We start from the raw sequence: 18,115 nt of genomic DNA, 5'->3' as shown, positions 1-18,115 counted from the left end.
GCCGAGGTCAAGCCGATGCCCCACGCCATCGCCCGCCGTCACGCCGCCGCCCAAGCCGTCGCCTTGCGGGCGTTGGGCCTGCTCGTTTTGCTGACCGCCGCGGGGGCGGCCGGCGCCACCACGGCGCGCGCGCAGACCTGCGTCGGCGCCGAGGAGGCCGCGGCGTTTCAACTGCGCCATCTGCAAACCCAATTGATGGTCGGGGCGCTGCAGTGCCGGGGAGTCCACGCGCTCGGCCAGCGCACCTACTACAACCGGTTCGCGACCCGGCACGCGGCCCTGATCGACGGCGCCAACGCCACCCTGAGCCGCTTCTTCGACCGCCATTTCGACGGCGCGGCGCGCGCCCGGCTCGACGCCTATGTAACCGGCCTGGCCAACGACGTGTCGGCAGCCAGCCGGCGCACCGACGCCTATTGCGTGCGCGTGGCCGCCCTGGGGCTGGCGCTCGCCGGCAATGACCGCCGACCGCTCGCCGGCGCCGCCGCCGAAGCGCCGCTCGCACCGCGGTCGCCGTTCCCCGCCTGCACCCGACAACAAGCCGCCGCCACGCCCGGCACGGACCGGGGCCTCAACCGCTAAGCCCGGTCGATCAAGCGGCGGCGGCCGACCGGCGGCGAGCGATCACCGTGTCATAGTGCGCAAACAGGGCGCGGAAATGCTCTTCGGGGCTGTGCACCCGTTGGGCGGCAGCGCGCGCCGCCGCGGCCGACAGCTCGGCGCGGTCGCGCCCCAACAGCCGCTCCACCGCCGCCGCACAATCGGCCGGGTCGCCGGCGCGATAGGTCTCGGCGCACGCAACGTCGGCCAGATCGGCGGCGCCGCCGCGGTCGGGGACCACCAGGGGCAGGCCCGACGCCAATGCCTCGGCCAGCACCAGCCCGAAGGTCTCGGCCGCGCTGCCGTGGAGCATGGCATCAGCGCTGGCGAGCGCGCGCGCCAGCGCCGCCCGGTCGCGCAGATAGCCGGCCACATGGACCTGGGGCACCCTGGCCGCCAGCCGGTCGATACGCTTGCGAAACGGTCCATCGCCGATGAGGTAGAGCCCCACCGGGCGCCGCCGGTTGAGCCGGGCGATCGCCTCGATCATCGGGCCGATGCGCTTTTCGGGGTGGTGGCGGCTGACCGAGATCAACAGCAGCGCGTCGTCGCGACCGTCGAGCCCGCAGGCGGCGAGCATTTCCCGCCGGGTCTCAAGGTCGCGCAAACCGGGCGAGAAGGCGTCCTTACGCACGCCGAGCGGCACCGCGTGCAGGTGGCGCAGGCCGAAGCGCGCCAGCCGGTCGGCGAGCCACTGGCCGGACACGATCGAGGTGTCGTAGCGGTTGTTGAGCCGGCGCAGATAGCGCCAGAACCAGAAGAACAGCCGGTCGACCGTGTCGGGGCCCAAGCGCCGGTCGAGAAAAGTGTGGGGATAGACCGCCACCGGGTCCTGGTGGATGAAGAAGGCGCGCGGGCCCGGCCCCGGCCAATCGGCAACGATCCGACCGCCGGCCCAGGGCGACGAGCCCTCGACCATGTCGGGCGCCTCGCGGTCGAGCGCGGCGTGGACGGGCGCGGGGTCCTTGAAGCGGTGATAACGCGGATCGAGCGGCTCGACCGGGCTCTTGAGCCAGACGATGCGGCCGCCTTGGCGCGCGTCGACCCGGTCTTCCGGGCCCGGCGCCAGGATCACCGTCTCGTGGCCCAGCGCCGCCGAGGCGGCCAGCTTCTGCTCGATATAGGTGCGCACGCCGCCGCCCTGCTCGCTGTAGAACTCGGCCACGTCGACGAGCTTCATGGACAATCCCCGACAACCACAAACAGATCAGGCGGACACGGACCGAGCGACCGCCCAGCCAACCGCCAAGCTTAGCGCACCGCGTCGACCGGAGCGTCCGCGGACAGACTGGCAACGCCCTCGGCGGCTCGGGCCTGGGTGGCGGGCGCCGCGCGCGCGACGACGGCCCGACCGGGCGCACCGGCCACCGGCACGGCACGCACCGGCCGGCGATAGGCGTCGAGCACGTCCCAATAATTGTCGATCATCGAGTCCATGACCGCTTGCCAGTCATAGCCGCACGCCGCGCGCCGGCTCGCCTCGCCCATGCGCCGGCGCAAGGCGGGCTCGCGCACCAGCCGGGCAATGTGGTCGGCATAGGCGGCGGCATCGCGCGGCGGCGCCAGGAAGCCGGTTTCGCCCGCGCGCACCAACGACCGGCTGCCGGTGGCGTCGGCGCATACGCACGCCAAGCCCGAGGCCATGGCCTCCAGGGTCACCTGGCCGAAGGTCTCGGTTTGGCTGGGGTTGAAGAACAGGTCCGCAGAGGCGTAGGCGCGCGCCAAATCGGCGCCTGACAGGAAGCCCGCGAACACCGCGTCGGGCAAGCGCGCGGCCAGGCGCTCGCGCTCCGGCCCGTCGCCGATCACCAACACCCGGTGGGCGACGCCGCGCTGCTGGAGCACGTCGACGGTGTCGGCAAAAGCGTCGAGGCCCTTCTCGCGCACCAACCGACCGCAGAACGCCACCACCACATCGTCGTCGTCGAAGCCCTGTGCGCGCCGCCAGTTCAGGTCGCGCGCGTCGGGGGAAATCTTGGCGGACTCGACGCCACGGCTCCACAGGCGCAGATTGCCCTCGATCCCATCTTCGCGCAGGATCTGCGCCAGGCAGGCCGACGGCACATAGACATGGTCGCAGCAGCGGTAGAAATGGCGGATATAGCGCCGGCCGAGGGTTTCGAGCGCGGCAACGCCATAATACTGCAGATACGTGTCGTAACGAGTGTGGAACGATGACACCACCGGCAGGCCGTGGCGCCGGCCGTAGCGCAGCGCCGTGTAGCCCAGCAGGTCGGGCGCCGCGATGTGCATCACATTGGGCGCAAACGCCGCCAGCCGCCGGCGTACCCGCGGCGTCAGGCCGAGGCCGAGACGATACTCGCCCCGCCCGGGCACCGGCACCGACGGCACCGAGACCACCTCGCCCACGCTGTCGAACGCCGGGCGCTCGGCGGTGGGCGAAAACACCAGCACCTCGGCGCCTTGTGCCTCCAGATGCCCCACCAGGCGGTTGAGCGTCACCGCCGCACCGTCCTTGTGATAATCGTAATTGCCGGATACCAGGGCGATGCGAAGGCCTTTGGCGGCACCGCCCACGCCTGAGTATGGCGCCGGCTGCTGGAGGGCTGCGATTGTCATCGGCGACTCTTTGTTCCGTTCTAAGAAAATCGTGCGGCCGTGCGAGCCGCCAAACTGACAGGGTTGTGTGACAGGGAGAACACAGCCGGTGTGCGCCGATCCCGGCTTCCAGGGCCTAGGTGGTCATCAAACAGCACAATGCCAGCCCTCCGGCGCGTTAGAAGATAAATTCGCCGAGGTGTTAGTCGTTTCGCCAAAGATCGCACAGGTGTCAATCCCTTAATGGCCGTGAAACCGCACGCAACAGGGCCTCTTGACCCCGGCAGGGCGGCCGGACGACGGTCGAGTGATACCCAACCCCTCTAACGCCCAAGCCACGGACTCATGCTGCATTCGGTTCAATTGCGTTGTTTTGCCGCCCGGCACCCACGCCGGACACGCCGTCCCTTGCTTGTGATCGCCGCGCTGATGGCGTCCGCACCGGCCCTTGCCGTCCCCGATGCGCCGATGGAGGAACTGGTGATCACCGGCCGGTTTATCGACCCCGCGCCGGCCACCGCGACGCAGACCCGGCTGAGCGCCGAACAGATCGACCAGGCCCGGCCGCGCTCGCTGGCCGACGCGCTGCGGCTGGCGCCGGCGGCCCATGTGACCACCAATTCGCGCGGCCAGACGCTGGTATTCCTGCGCAACAGCGGCGAACGGCAGACGGCGGTGTTCTACGACGGCGCGCCGATCACCGTGCCGTGGGACTTCCGCCTCGACCTGGGGCTGGTGCCGGCCGCGGCCCTCGCCGACATTGCCGTGACCAAGGGGCCCACCTCGGTGCGCTTCGGACCCAACACGGTCGGCGGTACCATCGAACTGGTGCCCGCAGCCCCGCCCGAAGACGGCCTGCGCCTTGACCTGCGCGGCGAGGCCGGAGCGCTGGCCAGCCGGGCCGGCGAGGCCACCGCGCTGATCGGCGCCGGCGCCTGGGACATCACGCTTGGCGCCGGCATCCGCGACCGCAACGCCCTGCCCCTGCCCGACGGCGCCGACCTGGCGTTCTCGCAACCGGCCGACAGCGACCGCCGGCTCAATACCGACCGCCGCCGGGTCAACGGTCTGGTCCGCGCCGCGCGCGCGGTGCCCGGCGGCGAGGTAGCGGCATCGGCGCTGATCGTCGACAGCCGCTTCGGCATCGCGCCGGAATCCAACGTGGACCCGGCGGTCGACCGGGTGCGGTTCTGGCGCTACCCCGACCATCGCCTGGCCATGGGCGTGTTGAGCGGCGAGTTCTCGGTCGGCCGTGCCACCACGCTCGAAACCAGCGCCTGGGTGCAAAAGTTCAGCCAGACCATCGAAAGCTACACCGACGCCGGCTATGACACCGTCGCCGATACCCAGGCCGACGACGACCTGACGCTCGGCCTGCGCACCGCCGTCGACCACCGGGTCGGCCGCCACACCCTGCGCGGCAGCGCGCAACTGTTCGTCGCCACCCACAAGCAGCGCGACACCGCGTTCGCGGGCGGCGAACCGCCGAGCCAGATGCCGGCGCGCGACGTGTTCCGGCAACGCTCGATCAGCCTGGGCGGCGAATATGGCTATGCCGCCACCGCCGACCTGGACCTGTTCCTCGGCGCCGGCGGCGACTGGCTGACGCCGACGCGCACCGGCGGCCGGCCCGATACCGGCCGCTTCGGCGACTATAACCTGATCGGCGGCGCGCGCTGGCGGGTCGACGAGCAGTGGACGCTGCGCGCTTCGGCCGGGCGCAAGGTGCGCCTGCCGACCCTGCGCGAACTGTTCGGCGAGGCCATCGACCGGTTCCTGATCAACCCCGACCTTGAGCCCGAGCGCGCGCTGCTGGCCGAGTTGGGGGCGCAATGGCAGGGCCGGTTCCTGACCGTCGAGGTGGTGCCGTTCGCGAGCCTGGTGGACGACACCATCGACCAGCGCAACGTCACCGTCGACGGCCGCCGGCTGCGCCAGCGGATCAATCTGGAGGGCAGCCGGGTGTGGGGCGTGGAGACCAGCCTGCGCGCCCAACTGACCGAGCATCTGAGCGTACTCGGCCACCTGACCGGCATGCACGTGCGCCGCCAGCAGGACAGCGCGGACGACCCGGTGCGGATCGCCGAAAAGCCGGCGGTGCGTGCGCGCCTGCAACTGGCCTATGAGGGGCCGCAGGGGCTCGGCGCCGTGGCGTCGCTCGACCATACCGGGCGGGCGTTTTCGTTCACCAACGACGATCTGTTCGTGCCGCTCGAACGCTCGACCGTGGTCGACCTGGAGGTCAGCTACGATCTGGCCACCTGGTGGCCGGCGCTGCGCCAACTGCGCGCCTATCTGCGCGTCGACAACGCCTTCGACACGCTGGTCGAACCGCAACTGGGCCTGCCCGGTGCCGGCCGGCTGATCCGGGGCGGCGTCCACTGGCGCTACTGACCGGCAGAGCAGAGCCACCGCTACACCAAAGACATAGGCATATTTTCTGAGCGACGACCCGGCCAAAGGCGGTTCAAGCGATCGCGCAAACCTTCTACCGTCATGGTTTCTTGCCCATTGACCTTGGAGTCGCCGTGAAGCCGCGCGTTTTCTTTCGTAAATTCCACCACTGGTCGTCGGTGATCGTGGCGGTGCCGGTGATCATCATGACGGTCACCGGCATCTTGCTGCTGCTGAAGAAAGACATCGCCTGGATTCAACCGTCGAGCCAGCGCGGCGCCGCCGTGGGCGTACCGACCCAAAGCCTGGACACGCTGTTCGCCGCCGCCGCCGGGGTGGAACAGGCCGGGCTCGACCACTGGAATACGCTCGACCGGGTCGACATCAAGCCGGGCAAGGGCATCGTCAAGTTCATCGGCGACAACAACTGGGAAGTGCAGGTGGACACCCACACCGGCGAGGTCCTGGCCGTGGCCTATCGCCGCTCGGGCATCATCGAGGCGCTGCACGACGGCACATTCTTCGCCGACTGGGTCAAACTCTATGTTTTTCTGCCCAGCGGGGTTATTTTGCTGCTGCTTTGGGGCACCGGCTTGTATTTGTTTTTCCTGACCCAAAACCAGCGCAACCGCAAAGCGCGCGCGCCCAAGCCGACCCGACGCCCATAGACGCCCGATAACCGACCGGCCCGACCGATCCGCCGGGCTCAGAAACCAAGGAAAGAACCGCCATGTCCGTCGCCCGACACCCCCTTCGTTCCCGTCTGACCGGCTGCGCCATGGCGGCCGCTCTGGCGCTCACCGCGCCGGGCGTGCTGGCCCCCTCGGCCGCGGCGGATGACGACGACTATGCCGTCGACCCGGCCCATCTCGACGCGCTCGAATACCGCAATATCGGCCCGTGGCGCGGCGGCCGGGTGACCGCGGTCGCCGGCCACCCCGACCAGCCCGCCACCTTCTACATGGGTGCCGTGGGCGGCGTGTTCAAAACCACCAATGCCGGGCAGAGCTGGCAGCCGGTGGGCGACGACCAGCTCAACTTCGCGTCGGTGGGCGCGCTCGCCGTGGCGCCGTCCAACCCGCAGGTGGTGGTGGCGGGCTTGGGCGAGTCGCCCTATCGCGGCGTCGCCTCGTCCTATGGCGACGGCGTCTACCGCTCGGTCGACGGCGGGCGCAACTGGACCCATTTGGGGCTGGAAGACGCGCGCCAGATAGCGGCCATCGGCATCGACCCGGCCGACGAAGACCGCTTCCTGGTCGCGGTGCAGGGCGACCCCTGGGCCGAGACCGAGACCCGCGGCGTCTACCGCACCGAAGACGGCGGCCAGACCTTCGAACACGTGCTCTATGTGGACGAGACCACCAGCGCCATCGACCTGCAGATCAACCCGGCCAACCCGCGCATCGTCTATGCCGCCCTGTGGGACAATCACCGCGAGGCGTGGGAGGTGCGCTCAGGGGGGCCGGGCAGCGGGCTTTACAAGTCGACCGATTTCGGCCGCACCTGGGAGCGCATGACCGACGGCCTGCCCGAGGTGATGGGCAAGGCCGGCATCGCGCCGTCGCCCGCCCAAGACGGCCGGGTCTGGGCGATCGTCGAGGCCGAGGGCGACGCGGGCGGGCTCTACCGCTCCGACGACGGCGGCGAAAGCTGGTCGCACATCAACGGCAATCGGCGGCTGCACGCGCGGTCCTGGTACTATATGCACATCGCCGCCGACCCGCAGAACCCCGACACGGTCTATGTGCAGAATTCGTCGTTCCAGAAGTCGATCGACGGCGGGCGGACTTTCCAGCGCATCGTCGGCCGCCACGGCGACCACCATGCGCTGTGGATCAACCCCGACAATCCGCAGCTCATGATCGACGGCAATGACGGCGGCGCCTCGGTCAGCTTCGATGGCGGCCAGACCTGGTCGACGATCATGAACCAGCCGACTGCCCAGTTCTATCGGGTCAATGCCGACAACGCCTTCGCCTACAAGGTCTATGGCGGTCAGCAGGACAACACCACCGTGGCGATCCGCTCGCGCGGCCATGACGGGCGCATCGGGCGCGAGGATTTCCACAGCGTCGGCGGCTGCGAATCCGCCCATGTGGCGTTCGACCCGGACAATCCGCGCTATGTCTATGCCGGCTGCTATCTGGGCCAGATCAGCGAGTATGACCGCCAGACCCGGACCACCCGCGACATCCGCGCCTATCCCGAGACCGCGTTCGGGGTGCCGCCCAAGGACCGTCGCTACCGGTTCAACTGGAACGCGCCGATCCTGGTCTCGGCCCACGACCCCCAGACCCTCTATCACGGCGGCAACATGGTGCTGAAAAGCACCGATCGCGGCCATAGCTGGACCGAGATCAGCCCCGACCTGACCAAGGACCAGGACGACCGCCAGGGCCCCGGCGGCCGGCCGATCACCAACGAGGTGAGCGAGAATTACAACACGCTCTTGTCGCTGGCCGAGGACCCGCGCGACCCGGCGGTGCTGTGGGCCGGCAGCGACGACGGCAAGCTGCACGTGACCCGCGACGGCGGCGACACCTGGGACGACGTGACCCCGCCGCGCCTCGGCGACGCCATGGTCAACGCGATCCATGTGTCGGCCCATGACAGCGACCGGGTCTATGTGGCCGCCATGGGCTACAAGCAGGGCGACTACGAACCGCGCCTCTACCGCACCGAAAACGGCGGGCGCGGCTGGCAACGCATCGACCAGGGCCTGCCCGAAGGCGTCGTGTCGCGGGTGGTGCGCGAGGACACCGAGCGCGCCGGGCTGCTGTTCGCCGGCCTGGAAACCGGCGTGTTCATCAGCTTCAACGACGGCCGCGACTGGCAACCCTTCGACACCAACATGCCGCCGGTGCCGATCACCGACCTGAAGGTGCACAAGGGCGATCTGCTGGTGGCGACCCAGGGCCGGGCGTTCTGGGTGCTCGACGACATCACGCCGCTGCGCCAGATGACCGACGACACCCGCGCCGCCGCCGCCCATCTCTACCGCCCGCGCACCGCCTATCGCCTGCTGACCGAGGGCACGGCGGACGAAGAACCGGGCGCCAACCCGCCGGCCGGCGCGGTGCTGACCTTCTCGCTCGCCGACGACCCGGACGCTGAAACGCCTGAAGACGCAGCGGACGACACGGCGGAGCCAGACACCGAGACGACCGAGCCGCATATCGACATCCTCGACGCCGACGGCCGCATCGTCCGGCGCCTGGACGCCCAGGCGCTCAAGGCCGAACGCGGGCTCAACCGGGTCACCTGGGACCTGCGCGCCGAAGCGCTCAAGCCGGTCGACGATCTGTGGTTCGTGGGCGGCGGCGACGACGGCCGCTTTGCCGGCTATCCGGTGGCGCCGGGGCGCTACACCGTGCGGCTGACCGTGGGCGACGCGGTGTCGGAACAACCGCTCGACGTGGCCATCGACCCGCGCGTGACGATCGCCGACGACCAACTCGCCGCCTGGGCGGAGATGACCCGCGCGGCGCACGACCGGGTGGCCGACTTCCACGGCAGTGTGGTCGGCCTGCGCGCCCTGCGCGACCAGGCCCAGGCCAAGGTGGCGCGGCTTGAAGAGCAGGACGCCGACGCCGAGCTGATCGCCGCCGGCCAGGCGGTGGTCGACGCGGTCGACGACTGGATGGCCGGGCGCATCAACCCCGAGCGCAGCTTCTTCCAGGACGTGCTCAACTGGCCGGACAAGCTGCATTCGGACCTGTTGTTCCAGGCCCTGACCGTGTCGGGCGCGATCCAAGGGCCGACCGCCGGCATGGCTGAGCGCCAGGCCGATCTGGCCGACCGCTTCGCCGCCGCGATCACCGCGCGCGACGCCATCGTCGACGGCCCGGTCAAAGCCTTCAACGACGCCGTGGCCCAGGCCCGGACGCCGGCCGTTCTGGTGCCCGCCTTCACCGGCACCGCCGCCTTCGACCCGACGCGCTGACCGGCGCCGCGTTTGTTTATCCCCGGCCCGGGCCCGCGCCCCGCACGGCCCCGGCCGGCCTTCACCATCCCGGAGGAACCGATGACGTCACCCACTCCCACACCCCTTGGTCCCACCGCCGCCGGTGCGCCCCGCCCCGACGGCCGCCGCGCGTCGAACCTTGGCGGTCGCTTCGGCCGCCGGCTGGCCCGCCTGATGGGGACCAGCGCCGCGGTTGCGCTGGCGTTCAGCGCCGCCGGGGCGACCGCGGCCGCCGCTGAGTTGGACATGAGCCTGCTCGACGGGCTCAAGGCGCGCAATGTGGGCCCGGCCGGCATGTCGGGCCGGATCACCGACGTGGCCGCGCTCAAGTCCGACCCCAATGTGATCTATGCCGGCGCGGCGACCGGCGGCGTCTGGCGCTCGACCAATGGCGGGCTGACCTGGGAACCGATTTTCGACGACCAGCCGGTGCACTCCATCGGCGCGGTGGCGGTGCACCCGGCCAACTCGGATGTGATCTGGGTCGGCACCGGCGAGGGCAACCTGCGCAACTCGGTCTCCTACGGCAACGGCGTCTACAAATCGATCGACGGCGGCGAGACCTGGACCCATGTGGGCCTGGAGAACAGCGAGCATATCAACCGCATCGCCGTCCACCCCACCGACCCCGACATCGCCTATGTGGCGGCCCAGGGCACGCTGTGGAGCGACAATGAACAGCGCGGCGTGTTCAAGACCACCGACGGCGGCGAAACCTGGACCAAGGTCCTTTATGTGGACCAGGAAACCGGCGCCACCGACATCAAGATGGACCCGTCGAACCCCAACAAGCTGTTCGCGGCCATGTGGCAGTTCGACCGCAAGCCCTATGAGTTCACCTCCGGCGGCCCGGGCTCGGGCCTCTATGTCAGCCACGATGCGGGCGAGACCTGGACCCGGCTGACGCCTGAGGACGGCATCCCCGAAGGCGATCTGGGCAAGGCGGTGTTCGCCATCGCGCCGAGCGACCCCGACCGGGTCTACGCCCTGGTCGAGGCGGAGAAGAGCGCGCTGATCCGCTCCGACAATGGCGGGCGCGACTGGCAGACGGTCAATGCCGACACCAATGTGGCGGTGCGCCCGTTCTACTACACCGAACTGGCAGTGGACCCGGAAAACCCCGACCGGGTCTACAATGTGGAAAGCCGCGTGCAGGTGTCGATCGACGGCGGCCGCCACTTCTCCTATATCGAGCCGATCGACTGCTGCGCGCCCGGCGGCGACATCCACATCGACACCCACACCATGTGGATCAACCCCGCCGACCCCCGGCACATGATCGTCGGCAATGACGGCGGTCTGGCGATCAGCCGCGACCAGGGCGCCACCTGGCGGTTCGTGGAGAACCTGCCGCTGGCCCAGTTCTACCACGTCGCGGTCGACGACGCGCAGCCCTACAACATCTATGGCGGCTTGCAGGACAATGGCTCGTGGCGCGGGCCGTCCGAGGTCTGGCAGGCCGGCGGCATCCGCAACCACCACTGGCAGGAAGTGGGCTTCGGCGACGGCTTCGACACCCGGCCATTCCCCGACAATCCGCGCGCCGGCTATACCATGAGCCAGGGCGGCAATCTGGTCCGCTGGAACCTGGACACCGGCGAACAGCGGCTGATCAAGCCCAACCCGCCCATGGGCGAGGACGGCGTGCCGGTGGACCTGCGCTTCAACTGGGACGCGGGCTTCGCCCAGCACCCCACAGACCCCGACACGATCTTCTACGGCAGCCAGTTCGTCCACAAATCCACCGACCGGGGCGAAACCTGGACGGTGATCAGCGACGACCTGACCAGCAACGATCCCGACAAGCAGACCTTCAAGACCAGCGGCGGCCTGACCAAGGACGTCACCGCAGCTGAGAACCACACCACCATCACGGTCATCGCGCCGAGCCCGGTGGACCCGGACGTGATCTGGGTCGGCACCGATGACGGCCGGCTGCACGTCACCCGCGACGGCGGCGGCTCGTGGACCAGCCTGGAGTCCAAGGTGCGCCGGGTGGTGGACGGCGCCTGGGTGGCGTTCATCGACCCGTCGCCCCATGACGCCGACACCGCCTTCGTGGTGTTCGACGACCACCGACGCGGTGACATGGACCCTTATGTGTTCAAGGCCGACGGTTTCGGGGGCCGGTTCACCCGCATCGTCGGTTCGGAAAACGCCGCCGGCCACGCGCTCGCCATCCGCCAGGACCGCCACGACCCCGACTTGATGTTCCTCGGCACCGAGATGGGGCTGTACCTGTCGCTCGACGGCGGCCGGGATTGGCACAAATGGACCGCCGGTGTGCCCACCGCCTCGGTCATGGACATGGCGTTCCAGGCCCGCGAGGACGATCTGGTGATCGCCACCCACGGCCGCGCGGTCTATGTGATCGACGATATCGGCGCGCTGCGGAATCTGGACACGGCCGATTTCGACACCCGGTTCAAGCTGCTCGATACCGCCGACGGCCAGCTCTACGACACCAAGCCGACCCGCGAGTCGCGCTTCGCCGGCTCGGGCGAGGCGTTGTTCGGCAACGAGGCCAAGGGGGTCATGCTGACCTTCCTGGCGTCGGGCGACGACCTGCCCCACCCCGACGAGGACAAGGAGCGCGCCCGCCTGGCCCAAAAGCGCGCCGAGGCCCAGGCGCGGCGCGACCAGGACGCGGACGACGACGCCGAGACGGACGCGACGCCCGACCTGACGGTCACCGTGACCGACGCCGACGGCGCGATGATCCGCACCTTCCAGGCCGATGTGCACCAGGGCGTCAACCGGGTGGTCTGGGACATGCGCCGCGACGGCGTGGCGCCCATGCCGCCGGCCAAGCGCGACGACGACACCCTGCCGCCGGGCGCCGAAGTGCCGCCGGGCACCTATAAGGTGACGCTCAAGCTCGGCGACGAGGCCGAACAGAGCGCCGAGGTCCGGGTTCTGCCGCACCCGCGCTGGGACTACACCGAGGCCGACCTGGCGGCGCGCTACGAGGCGATGCTGGGGCTTCAGGCGCTGTCCGCGCGCGCCGTGGCGGCGGTCGAGCGGATCTACGACGCCCGGCGCGACATCGACACGGTGTTGACGCTGGCCGCCGACGCCAAGGCCGGCGCAAACGACGACGGCGAAGACGACCCGCTCGCCGCGCTGCGCAAGGACGCCAAGGCGCTCAAGACGCGGCTCGACGAGCTTGAAGCGCGCTTCCGGGTGCCGCCCGACACCAAGGGCATCGTCTATGACGACGACAAGGTAATGAGCCGTATCGGCCGGGCCGGCTATTATCTGGCGTCCACCTACGACGCGCCGTCCGAGCCCGCCCGCGCCGCCATGGCGCGCGCCGAAGCCAGCCTCGACGCCGCCCTCGCCGACCTCAACGCCGTGTTGAGCGACGACCTGGCCAAGCTGCGCACCGCCGTCGACACCGCCGGCCTGACCCTGCTGGGCCAGACCCCCGTGGGCGACGACGACTAAGCGACGCCTGGCGACGCGATCGGCGGCCGGGTCCATGCCACAGGGCAACCCGGCCGCCGATCACCCCCACCACGGCCCGGCCCGGCGATCAGTCGAGCGTCCGGCCGGCGGCTAAGTCGGCGATCCAGGTCTCGGCCATGGCGGCGACGCCGGCGTGATCGCGCGCCCGGCGCAAGGCGGCCAGGGCGGCGTCAGGGCGACCGGCGCGGGCCAGCGCGATGCCGTAATTGAGCTCGGCGGCGCCGGGGTTGGTCAGATCGCCGCCGGCGAGCGCGCGTGCAAAGGCGTCGGCGGCCCCGGCCCAGTCCTCGTCACCGAGCCGCAATTGCCCGAGCCGGAACCATAACCGCCCGTGCCCCACCTTGGGCGCCGCCCGGACCAGCGCGGCACGGGCCTTGTCGGTCTCGCGCGCCGCCGACCAGGCGCTCGACAGCAGGTCCAACGCGGCGGCGGTGTCGCCAGCGCCGGAACCGGCCCCCCCTGAATCGCCAGCGCCCGAATCGGCAGCGCCCGGATCGGTCGGGGCTGTGTCGGCGGCCTCGCTGCCGGCCGGCTCGGCGTCCCCCGCCAGGGTCTGGTGCAGAACCTGCGCGCCCAACACCGGCACCCGTTCATTGACCGTCAACTGGGTCAGGAAGCGGATTTCGTTGGGCTGGTCCAACAAGCCGCGCGCCTCGGCCAGTTGCAGGGTGGCCAGCGCCTTGTCATAGGCGCCGGTCTCGGCATGGAGCGACGCCAGGTGCACCCACAGCCGCCGTGCGTCGGGATAGAGCAGCACACCCTGGGCCAGCCAGCGCTCGGCCGTCTGCCACCGCTCCAGCCGGATCGCCACCCCGGCGGCGAACCCGTACCAACTGGCCTGCGGGCGCTGGCCGTTGGTCAGCGCGGCGCGTGCCGCATCGAGCGCCGGCGGCAGCCGCTCGGCCTGGGCATAGGCCATGGCGAGCGTCATCAGCCCCTGGTTGGACGGCACCGCTTCGGCCGCGCGCCAGCGTTCGAGCCACTGGATCGCCGGCGCCACCGCGTCGAGCGCCATGTGCAGCTGGCCGATGTTGAACATCAGGTCGTTCGCGGCGCGCGCTTCGAGCACGCCGCTGTCCACCGCCTTGGCGAACGCGGCGATGGCGGTGCGATAGTCTTCGCGCTGGGCGGCGATATAGCCGCGCGTGCGCCAGACCACCGCCGCCTCGAAGGCCGAGGTCTTGCGCTTGGCGATGGCGTCCAACAGCCGACCCGCCGCGTCATAGTCGTCGCGAGCCATGGCCGCGTGCACCGCTTCGAGTTGTTCGTGGACGCGCGGCGACAGGAAGTTGGTGGTGCGCGGCGGCTGCGCCTGTGCTGCGGTCGTCGCCATCGCCGCGGCCAAGACGACCGCCACCGCCGCCCTCACCGCCTTGGCCCGAAGCCGGCGCCGGGCCATGTCAGCGCTCCCCCCGCATCGCAGCACCCGCATCGGGGGCCTGGTCGAAGGTCAGCTTGATCAGCATGTTGGGCACCGGCTGCGGCGTGCCGTCCACCAGCTTGGGCTTGTAGCGCCATTTCTGGATCGCTTCGAGCGCCGCCTTGTCGAACAGCCCCACGGGCTCGGAGCCGATCACCCGGGCATTGGCCACCGCGCCCTCGCGGGTGACGTCGAACTCCACCAGCACATAGCCGGTGATCTTGCGAATGCGCGCCGCCATGGGATAAATCGGGCTGACCCGCACCAGCGGCTGGGCGTAACGGTCCTGGTTGGGGCCGATGGCGGTCATGCCGCCGGCGCCGAAGCCCGACAGGGCGACCCGGTCATAGCCCGCGCGCACGCCGGCCAGCCCGGCGTCGGCGCGCGGTGCCAGGAGGTCCGGGCGGATCACCACCTCGTCGCGCAATGCCTGGGGCTCGGCCTTGACCTCGCGCACCTCGCGCGGCGTATCGCTCGGCGGCGGCGGCAGTTGGCGGGTGCGCCGTTCGGGCGCCTCGATCAGCTCCACCTTGGTGAAGTCCATGATCACCGGCGCGCGCGCCTCGCTCAGGTCGGGGTCGGGCGCCATCACCAGGCGCATCATCAACACCAGCAGCGCCAGGGTCACCGCAGCGCCCAACAGCACCGGCAGCCCCCGCTCGACCACGGCGCCATAAGCGGCGCTGAGCGCCGAATGTGCCGGGCGAGAGGGCTGAACCGGGCGCGGGGGCGACGGTTGAGCGGCTTGGGATGCGTGCGACGCCATCGATCCTAGCCCTCGTCGAGCGCGCGGATGAACCGCCGCCGCGCCGCCTGTGCCCGGCGTGCCAGGGCGTTGGAGACCAACAGGCCCGACAGCGCCACCACCATGCCGGCCATGGTGGTGATGGTCGCCTTGGAGATGCCGGCGGCCATGGCGCGGGCGTTGCCATTGCCGGCCACCGCCATGACCTGGAACACCTCGATCATGCCGATCACCGTGCCCAGCAGCCCCAAAAGCGGGCAGATCTTCACCAGGGTGGCGATCAGCCGGTTATTGCGCACCAGTTGCATCTGATGCTCCGAGATCAACCGGCGGCGGATCTGCTGGGCATGCCAACCATCCTGGCCGCCGAGTTGCCGCCACCGGTCGAGCGCGCGCGCCCGGTCGGCGGCCACCGGCCCGGCGAAATAGCGCAGCCGGGCAAAGATCATCGTCCACAAGGCGAACGCGGCGGCGACGATCAGCACCAGCGGCCAGCCGCCCCGGCCCAGGAAGGCCGCCAGATCGTACCACAGGCCGGAGACCAGGCTATTCAGCGGCATGGGCCTGCTCCCCCGGCGCGGGCAAGGCGGCGTGTTCGGCCACCAGCCCCGCCGATTGTTCCTCCAGAATCTCCACCAGCGTGTCGGAACGGCCCTTGGCCAGCGCGTGCAGGATCAACAGCGGGATCGCCGCCATCAGCCCGAGCATGGTGGTCACCAACGCCTGCGAGATCCCCCCGGCCATCAGTTGCGGGTCGCCGGCGCCGAACAGCGACATCAACTCGAAGGTCTGGATCATGCCGGTGACCGTGCCCAACAGGCCCATCAAGGGCGCAGCGGCGACGATCACCTTGACCAAATTGAGCCCGCGATCGAAGCGCGCGCGCTCCTTCATGATCACCTCGGCCAGGTGATAGTCCAACTCCTCCGTGGCGTGGCCGCGCCAGTGCGCCGGCGCCACCGCCAGAACCCGCCCCAGCGGATTGCCCGCCTGCGGGCGGTCGGGGTGGCGCAATTGCCGGCGGGTCTTGGCCATTACCAGCGACAGGGTGACGATCCGTTCGAGCGCGATCACGAAGCCCACTGCGGCCAGGGCGATCAGCACATAGCCGATGACGCCGGCCTGCTGGAGCTGTTCGAGAAAGTCCGGCGCCTGGACCACGCGCGACAGGATCGCGCCGCGCGACGGGTCAAGCACCGCCGGTGCCAGCGCCGCACCGGTCTCAGCCGCCGCCTCGAAGCGCCGCGCGATGCCGGTATAGGGGCCGTTGGGCTGGCGGTCTTGTTGAAGAAACGCCCGGTCGTCGGGCAGATAGTCGAGGAACCGGCCGCCCGCCGTGGCGGTGAACGGGCCGATGCGGGTCACCGGCGTGATCGCGGTTTCGCCCGTGGGCCGGATCACCGGCGCCTCAAACCGGACGACGCGACCCAACTCCACGGTTTCGCGCTGGAGTTCGTACCACAGCCGCTCCAGGTCGGCGACGCTCGGCACCGTGCCGTCGCGCGCCAATTGGCTCAGAAAGGCGACCCGGTCGTCCGACTGGGCATTGACCGGCGAGACGCGCAACGCACTGGCCGCCTTGCCCGAGACCTCGCGCACGGTGCCGAACAACTCGCCGAAGGTGCCCATGCGCTGGCGCAACAGGCTCTCCATCCGCTCCAGGTCCAACTCGTTCTCGGTGAACGCCGTCTCCAACCGCGTCGCCCGGTCGCGCGCGGCGGCCAGTTCGGCTTCGGCCTCGGCCAGCAGGGCGGCGCGGCGGTCGCGCTCGGCCACGAAGCGGGCCAGGCGCGCGCGTTCGCTCGCGGTCTCGCGCGCCCGGCCGGTGCGGATCTGCCGCAACAGCATCTCTACCGTAGCGGCCGGATCGGCGGGCCCGGCCGCGTCCGGGCGCGCGGTTTCAGGCGCGGCGGTCGCAGCCGGGTCTGCCGCTTGGGCGCGCGCCGCCGGCGTCGCCGTCAGCGCCGCCGCCAGCGCCATCACCCCCAACAGTCCCGCCGTGACGATCTTGCTGCGTGAGGTCATGGCGCGTCTCCGGCGATCGGCAAGCGATCCGCGACGCCGGCAGCGGCCGCCACCGGTGTCGGCAGGATCAGCAATTGCGGGGCCGCCTGCTTGCGGGCGATCTTGAACGCGCTGTCGAGCGTGCGGCGATAGCGGCCGGGCAGCGGCGCCCAGTCGTGCGCCTCGCGGTCCCAATAGCCGAGGTCGCGGCCGTCGAGCGACCGGTAGATCAAGGCGATCCGGCCGACACGCAGCAGGTCCACGGTGCGGTCGGTGCCGGGCAATTCGGCCTTGTAGGCGCCGAGCGTACGGCCGTATTGCGCTTCGGTCTGATAGGCGTCGAGCACGGCGCGGAATTTCTCGGCCGTGGGCACGTCGGCGCGGTCGAGCGCGGCGCGCAGGGCGGCCACCCGGTCGCGCCGTTCGCCCAGCAGGAACGGCGTGTCGGCCTCGATAAACCGGGCCAGATGGTCGACCATGTCGAGCATCAAGGGCACCACGCGCCGCTTGGTCTCGCCGACCCGGTCCAGGCGCGCCTCGAAATCGGCCTTTTCGGCCTCTTGAGCGGCGATCAGCCGGGCCACCTGGTCGCCATAGCGGCGCGAGGTCGCCAGGGCGTCGAGGGTCTGGCGATAGCGGTCGAGCATCCGCCGCGCCTCGTCGTCCAGCCGGTCGATGCGCGCCTGGGTCTCGGCCAACGCCTCATTGGCCTCGATCCGCGCGGCCAGCACCCGGTCGAAGGCGGCCGGGTCGGGCGGCGTGAAGGCGGCACCGGGGCCGGTCGGCCCGCCCGTCGGTGCGGGGGCCTGGTCCTGGGCGTGGGCGTGGTGGGTGTGGCCGGCCGCCGTCACCGCCGCGGCCAGCGCCAGCGCGAGGCGACGGCGCGATGGGGCCGCATGGCTGTCGCCGGGTGGCGGTCCGGCCGCCCGCGTCGATCGCCGCTGTCGGGTCATTTCTCCCC

The 18,115-nt window shown here is 70.6% G+C and carries 12 protein-coding genes; 5 read left to right on the top strand and 7 right to left on the bottom strand.

Annotated features, from left to right (window positions below):
- The first annotated feature begins 15 nt into the window (after positions 1–15).
- A complete protein-coding gene (locus EV659_RS06875; protein WP_132708135.1) occupies positions 16–582 on the top strand; it encodes a hypothetical protein in 567 nt (188 codons plus the stop codon).
- A 10-nt stretch (positions 583–592) separates the two neighbouring features.
- Here the strand turns inward: EV659_RS06875 and EV659_RS06870 are convergent, their stop codons facing one another.
- Together EV659_RS06870 and EV659_RS06865 are read right to left on the bottom strand one after the other, a co-directional pair.
- Positions 593–1,780: a glycosyltransferase gene (locus tag EV659_RS06870; protein ID WP_132708134.1), complete on the bottom strand. Its 1,188-nt coding sequence runs from the start codon at positions 1,778–1,780 to the stop codon at positions 593–595.
- A 71-nt stretch (positions 1,781–1,851) separates the two neighbouring features.
- Entirely contained in the window at positions 1,852–3,180 is a 1,329-nt protein-coding gene (locus EV659_RS06865; RefSeq protein ID WP_132708133.1) for a glycosyltransferase family 4 protein, read from the bottom strand.
- A gap of 408 nt (positions 3,181–3,588) precedes the next feature.
- Between EV659_RS06865 and EV659_RS06860 the strand changes: the two genes are divergently transcribed.
- From EV659_RS06860 to EV659_RS06845, 4 genes are all read left to right on the top strand, one after another.
- Positions 3,589–5,553 (top strand): TonB-dependent receptor, encoded by a 1,965-nt coding sequence (locus EV659_RS06860; protein ID WP_165878766.1) that lies wholly within the window; start codon positions 3,589–3,591, stop codon positions 5,551–5,553.
- 134 nt (positions 5,554–5,687) lie between these two features.
- The gene (locus EV659_RS06855; RefSeq protein ID WP_132708131.1) at positions 5,688–6,221 is read left to right on the top strand and encodes a PepSY domain-containing protein; all 534 of its coding nucleotides are present in this window, start codon (positions 5,688–5,690) and stop codon (positions 6,219–6,221) included.
- 62 nt (positions 6,222–6,283) lie between these two features.
- Complete coding sequence (locus EV659_RS06850; protein WP_132708130.1) at positions 6,284–9,496, top strand: VPS10 domain-containing protein; 3,213 nt, start codon at positions 6,284–6,286, stop codon at positions 9,494–9,496.
- A gap of 81 nt (positions 9,497–9,577) precedes the next feature.
- Positions 9,578–12,964, top strand: coding sequence for a VPS10 domain-containing protein (locus EV659_RS06845; protein ID WP_132708129.1), 3,387 nt, complete (start codon positions 9,578–9,580; stop codon positions 12,962–12,964).
- An 88-nt stretch (positions 12,965–13,052) separates the two neighbouring features.
- Here the strand turns inward: EV659_RS06845 and EV659_RS06840 are convergent, their stop codons facing one another.
- From EV659_RS06840 to EV659_RS06820, 5 genes are read right to left on the bottom strand one after another with little or no spacing between them, the layout of a single operon-like run.
- Entirely contained in the window at positions 13,053–14,384 is a 1,332-nt protein-coding gene (locus tag EV659_RS06840; protein WP_132708128.1) for a hypothetical protein, read from the bottom strand.
- Position 14,385: 1 nt separating this feature from the next.
- Positions 14,386–15,171 carry an energy transducer TonB gene (locus tag EV659_RS06835; protein WP_132708127.1) on the bottom strand — a complete coding sequence of 262 codons (786 nt, stop codon included), beginning with the start codon at positions 15,169–15,171 and terminating at the stop codon, positions 14,386–14,388.
- Between the two features lie 5 nt (positions 15,172–15,176).
- Positions 15,177–15,710 carry a MotA/TolQ/ExbB proton channel family protein gene (locus EV659_RS06830; RefSeq protein WP_132708126.1) on the bottom strand — a complete coding sequence of 178 codons (534 nt, stop codon included), beginning with the start codon at positions 15,708–15,710 and terminating at the stop codon, positions 15,177–15,179.
- Positions 15,697–17,175, bottom strand: coding sequence for a MotA/TolQ/ExbB proton channel family protein (locus EV659_RS06825; RefSeq protein ID WP_132708125.1), 1,479 nt, complete (start codon positions 17,173–17,175; stop codon positions 15,697–15,699). Before EV659_RS06825 ends, EV659_RS06830 begins: the two co-directional genes overlap by 14 nt.
- On the bottom strand, positions 17,172–18,107 hold the full coding sequence (locus EV659_RS06820; protein WP_132708124.1) for a DUF3450 domain-containing protein: 936 nt from the start codon (positions 18,105–18,107) through the stop codon (positions 17,172–17,174). Before EV659_RS06820 ends, EV659_RS06825 begins: the two co-directional genes overlap by 4 nt.
- Positions 18,108–18,115: the final 8 nt, after the last annotated feature.

It is taken from the genome of Rhodothalassium salexigens DSM 2132, from assembly GCF_004341375.1.
In the GTDB taxonomy this organism is placed as follows: Bacteria; Pseudomonadota; Alphaproteobacteria; order Sphingomonadales; family Rhodothalassiaceae; genus Rhodothalassium; species Rhodothalassium salexigens.
This window is presented reverse-complemented; position numbering and strand designations above follow the sequence as displayed.

Coding starts and splice junctions, on each gene's coding strand:
- EV659_RS06825 (WP_132708125.1), bottom strand. CDS start 17,175: ATGACCTCACGCAGCAAGATCGTCACGGCGGGACTGTTGGGGGTGATG.
- EV659_RS06835 (WP_132708127.1), bottom strand. CDS start 15,171: ATGGCGTCGCACGCATCCCAAGCCGCTCAACCGTCGCCCCCGCGCCCG.
- EV659_RS06820 (WP_132708124.1), bottom strand. CDS start 18,107: ATGACCCGACAGCGGCGATCGACGCGGGCGGCCGGACCGCCACCCGGC.
- EV659_RS06860 (WP_165878766.1), top strand. CDS start 3,589: ATGGCGTCCGCACCGGCCCTTGCCGTCCCCGATGCGCCGATGGAGGAA.
- EV659_RS06850 (WP_132708130.1), top strand. CDS start 6,284: ATGTCCGTCGCCCGACACCCCCTTCGTTCCCGTCTGACCGGCTGCGCC.
- EV659_RS06875 (WP_132708135.1), top strand. CDS start 16: ATGCCCCACGCCATCGCCCGCCGTCACGCCGCCGCCCAAGCCGTCGCC.
- EV659_RS06840 (WP_132708128.1), bottom strand. CDS start 14,384: ATGGCCCGGCGCCGGCTTCGGGCCAAGGCGGTGAGGGCGGCGGTGGCG.
- EV659_RS06865 (WP_132708133.1), bottom strand. CDS start 3,180: ATGACAATCGCAGCCCTCCAGCAGCCGGCGCCATACTCAGGCGTGGGC.
- EV659_RS06870 (WP_132708134.1), bottom strand. CDS start 1,780: ATGAAGCTCGTCGACGTGGCCGAGTTCTACAGCGAGCAGGGCGGCGGC.
- EV659_RS06830 (WP_132708126.1), bottom strand. CDS start 15,710: ATGCCGCTGAATAGCCTGGTCTCCGGCCTGTGGTACGATCTGGCGGCC.
- EV659_RS06845 (WP_132708129.1), top strand. CDS start 9,578: ATGACGTCACCCACTCCCACACCCCTTGGTCCCACCGCCGCCGGTGCG.